This window comes from Actinomadura geliboluensis (assembly GCF_005889745.1).
GTDB classification, from domain to species: domain Bacteria; phylum Actinomycetota; class Actinomycetes; order Streptosporangiales; family Streptosporangiaceae; genus Spirillospora; species Spirillospora geliboluensis.
This window is the reverse complement of record NZ_VCKZ01000612.1, coordinates 1-3,865: the sequence shown is the minus strand read 5'-3', so window position 1 is coordinate 3,865 and position 3,865 is coordinate 1. Positions and strand designations below refer to the sequence as shown.

2 protein-coding genes are annotated in these 3,865 nt (G+C 72.9%); one reads left to right on the top strand and one right to left on the bottom strand.

What is annotated here, in order from left to right; translation table 11 throughout:
• Positions 1–1,051 (bottom strand): maltotransferase domain-containing protein (locus ETD96_RS42360; protein ID WP_138642115.1); only part of this gene is annotated, 1,051 nt, incomplete at its 3' end.
• 275 nt (positions 1,052–1,326) lie between these two features.
• Between ETD96_RS42360 and glgP the strand changes: the two genes are divergently transcribed.
• On the top strand, positions 1,327–3,865 hold a 2,539-nt coding region (gene glgP, locus ETD96_RS42355), incomplete at its 3' end, for an alpha-glucan family phosphorylase (RefSeq protein WP_138642114.1).

Genomic DNA, 3,865 nt, shown 5'->3' with positions numbered 1-3,865 from the left:
TCTTGGGCGGGTTCTCGGCGTGGGCGATGGTGCCGTCGGCGCGGTGGGTGAACCATTCGGGGTGTTCGCGGACCCAGGGGTGGTCGGGGGAGCACTGCAGCGCCAGGTCCAACGCCACTTCCAGTCCGTGGTCGCCGGCGTAGGCGACGAAGGCGTCGAAGTCGGCCAGGGTTCCCAGGTCGGGGTGGATCGCGTCGTGGCCGCCGTCGGGTGATCCGATCGCCCAGGGGGAGCCGGGGTCGTAGGGGCCGGCGTCCAGGGTGTTGTTGGGGCCTTTGCGGAACGTGGTCCCGATCGGGTGGATGGGTGGCAGGTAGACGACGTCGAAGCCCATGTCGGCGATCGCGGGCAGGCGTTTCATCGCGGTGCGGAACGTCCCCGAAGTCGGGCCCCGCCGCCCCATCGGGTCGAAGGTCGCTCCTTCGGAGCGGGGGAAGAACTCGTACCAGGCGCCGTAGAGGGCGCGTTGGCGGTGCACGACCAGGGGGTACCAGTCCGACACCGTCAACAGATCCCGCAGCGGATGCTGCTCCACCGCGGCGGCGACGTCCGGGTCGGCGGCCGCCTCCATGCGGTCGGTGACCGGGATGGTCTCGTCTCCGAGGCACTTCGCCAGCCGGTCCAGGGTCGGGCGGTCCTTGCTCGGGACGGCCTCGGCCGCGCGCTCGAACAGCGCCGCGCCCTCGGTGAGCATGAGCTCGACGTCCTGGCCGCGGGGCACCTTGATCTGCGCGTCGTGCCACCAGTGCGCGATCGGGTCGCCCCACGCCTCCACCCGGAACGACCACGACCCCAGCTCCGTCGGCGTCACCAGCGCCGACCACCGGTCCAACCCGGCGCCGACCTCGGCCATCCGCTCACCGGGCAGCTCCTCGCCGTCCGGCGTGCGCAGCACCACCGCCGCGCCCAGCCGCTCGTGCCCCTCGCGGAACACCGTCGCCGACACCTCGACCGTCTCGCCGACCACGGCCTTCGCCGGCCACCGGCCGCACCCCACCACCGGCGACACGTCCAGAATCGGAATGCGACCAAGCCTCGGAATTCCGGCCATATGGGATGTTCCGGACTCCACGTGCATGTCTCCCCCCTACCCGAGCGGGACTTCCGAAACGTCCCATGCCCGCGACGCCGGACCTACCGCCGAGTAGTTTGGGATAACTTTAAGTGCCTCTCCAATCCCGCTAAGTGACCGCCGGAACGGCCGGAAGTCCCAGCGCAGCCGGGGGTTTTCGCGGCTCGGACGGGTATGGGGCGACCGATGCGCGCGGCGGCGGCCCGCACCTCGCCGTCGCGCCGAGCCGATCCCAGCGCTTAGCGTGGTGTTGTGTGAAGGCAATCCGACGTTTCACGGTCCGCACCGTCCTTCCCGAGCCGCTCCGGCGGCTCGAGGAACTGGTCCTCAACCTGCGCTGGTCCTGGCACCACGAGACGCTCGACCTGTTCCGCGCCGTGGACCCCGCGCTCTGGAAGGCCGTCCACCACGACCCGGTCCGCCTGCTCGGCGAGGTCGCCCCGGAGCGGCTGGAACGCCTCGCCGAGGACCGGCGGTTCCTGCGCCGCCTCCAGGACACCGCCGAGGACCTGCGCGAGTACCTGACCGCGCCCCGCTGGTACCAGGCCCGTGGCGACGCCGGGCCCTCCTGCATCGCCTACTTCTCGCCCGAGTACGGCATCACCGCCGCGCTGCCGCAGTACTCCGGCGGCCTCGGCATCCTCGCCGGCGACCACCTGAAGACGGCGAGCGACCTCGGCGTCCCCATCCTCGGGGTCGGGCTGCTGTACCGGCACGGCTACTTCTCCCAGTCGCTGTCCCCGGACGGCTGGCAACTGGAGCGCTACCCGCCGATCGACCCCAACGGGCTCCCGCTGACCCTCCTCCGCGAGAGCGACGGGACGCCGGTGCACGTGACCATCGGCCTCCCCAAGGGCCACGCCCTGCGCGCGCAGGTGTGGGTCGCCCACGTCGGACGCGTCCCGCAGCTGCTCCTGGACTCCGACGTCGAGGACAACGACCAGGCGGCCCGCGACGTCACCGACCGGCTGTACGGCGGCGGCGGCGACCACCGGCTGCTGCAGGAGATGCTGCTCGGCATCGGCGGCGTCCGCGCGATCCGCGCGTACTGCCGCATCACCGGCCACCCCGCGCCCGAGGTGTTCCACACCAACGAGGGCCACGCCGGGTTCCTCGGCCTGGAGCGCATCCGCGAGCTGGCGTCGGAGGAGGGGCTGACGTTCGACGAGGCCCTGGAGGCGACGCGCGCGGGCACCGTCTTCACCACGCACACGCCCGTCCCCGCCGGCATCGACCGGTTCCCCCGCGAGCTGATCAGCCGCTACTTCGGTGGCGCGACCGAGGAGCGGCAGGTCCCCGTCGACCGGATCCTCGCGCTCGGCAGCGAGGACTACCCCGGCGGCGACCGCACCGTGTTCAACATGGCCGTGATGGGCATGCGGCTCGCGCAGCGCGTCAACGGCGTCAGCGAGCTGCACGGCCGCGTCAGCCGGGAGATGTTCGGCGGCCTGTGGGGCGGGTTCGACCTCGCCGAGGTCCCCGTCGGGTCCATCACCAACGGGGTGCACGCCGGGACGTGGGTGGCGCGCGAGGTGCTGGAGTTCACCGCCCGCGAGCTGCCGTCGGTGATGGAGAGCGGCCGCGGCTGGGAGGGCGTCCGCGCCGTCTCCGAGCCGGAGATCTGGCGGATGCGCGCCCTGCTGCGCCGCCGGCTCGTGCTGGACGCGCGGCGCCGGCTCCGCGAGTCCTGGCGGCAGCGCGGCGCCAGCGAGGCCGAGGTCTCCTGGATCGACGACGCCCTCGACCCCGACGTCCTGACGATCGGGTTCGCGCGCCGCGTCCCGTCCTACAAGCGGCTCACGCTGATGATGACCGACCCGGACCGGCTCCGCTCGATCCTGCTGGACCCGGAGCGCCCCGTGCAGATCGTCATCGCCGGGAAGGCGCACCCGGCCGACGAGGGCGGCAAGCGCCTCATCCAGCAGATCGTGCGGTTCGCCGACTCCGAGGACGTCCGGCACCGCATCGTGTTCCTGCCCGACTACGACATCGCGCTCGGGCAGCTGATGGTGCAGGGCTGCGACGTGTGGATGAACAACCCGCTGCGCCCCCTGGAGGCGAGCGGCACGTCCGGGATGAAGGCGGCGCTGAACGGCGGGCTGAACCTGTCGATCCTGGACGGCTGGTGGGACGAGTGGTACGACGGGCAGAACGGCTGGGCGATCCCGTCCGCCGACGGCCTGTCCGCCCCGGACCGGCGCGACGAGCTGGAGGCCGCCGCGCTGTACGAGCTGATCGAGGACCACGTCGCCGTCACGTTCTACGACCGGGACGGCGCCGGGCTGCCGCGCCGCTGGCTGGAGATGGTCAAGCACACCATCGCCACGCTCGGCCCGAAGGTCCTCGCGACCCGGATGCTGCGCGAGTACGTCGAGGACCTCTACGCCCCGGCCGCCGCGTCCGAGCGGGCGATGGTCGCCGGCGACCACGCGGGGGCGCGGGAGCTCGCCGCGTGGAAGCAGCGGGTCCGCAAGGCGTGGCCGGGCGTCGCCGTCGAGCACGTCGAGTCCAACGGGGCGGAGAGCCCGCAGGTCGGCGCGCGGCTCGCGGTGCGGGTCGTGGTGGACCTCGGCGGACTCGACCCCGACGACGTCGCCGTGGAGGTCGCCTACGGCCGGGTCGACGACGCCGACACGCTCGTCGAGCCGTCCTACCTGGAGCTGGCGGAGGCCGGTCCGGCGGAGAGCGGGCGGCGCCGCTACGCCGGCGAGGTCCCGCTCGGGCGCAGCGGCGCGTTCGGCTACAGCGTCCGGGTGGTGCCGAGCCACCCGCTGCTGTCGGGACGGGCGGAAC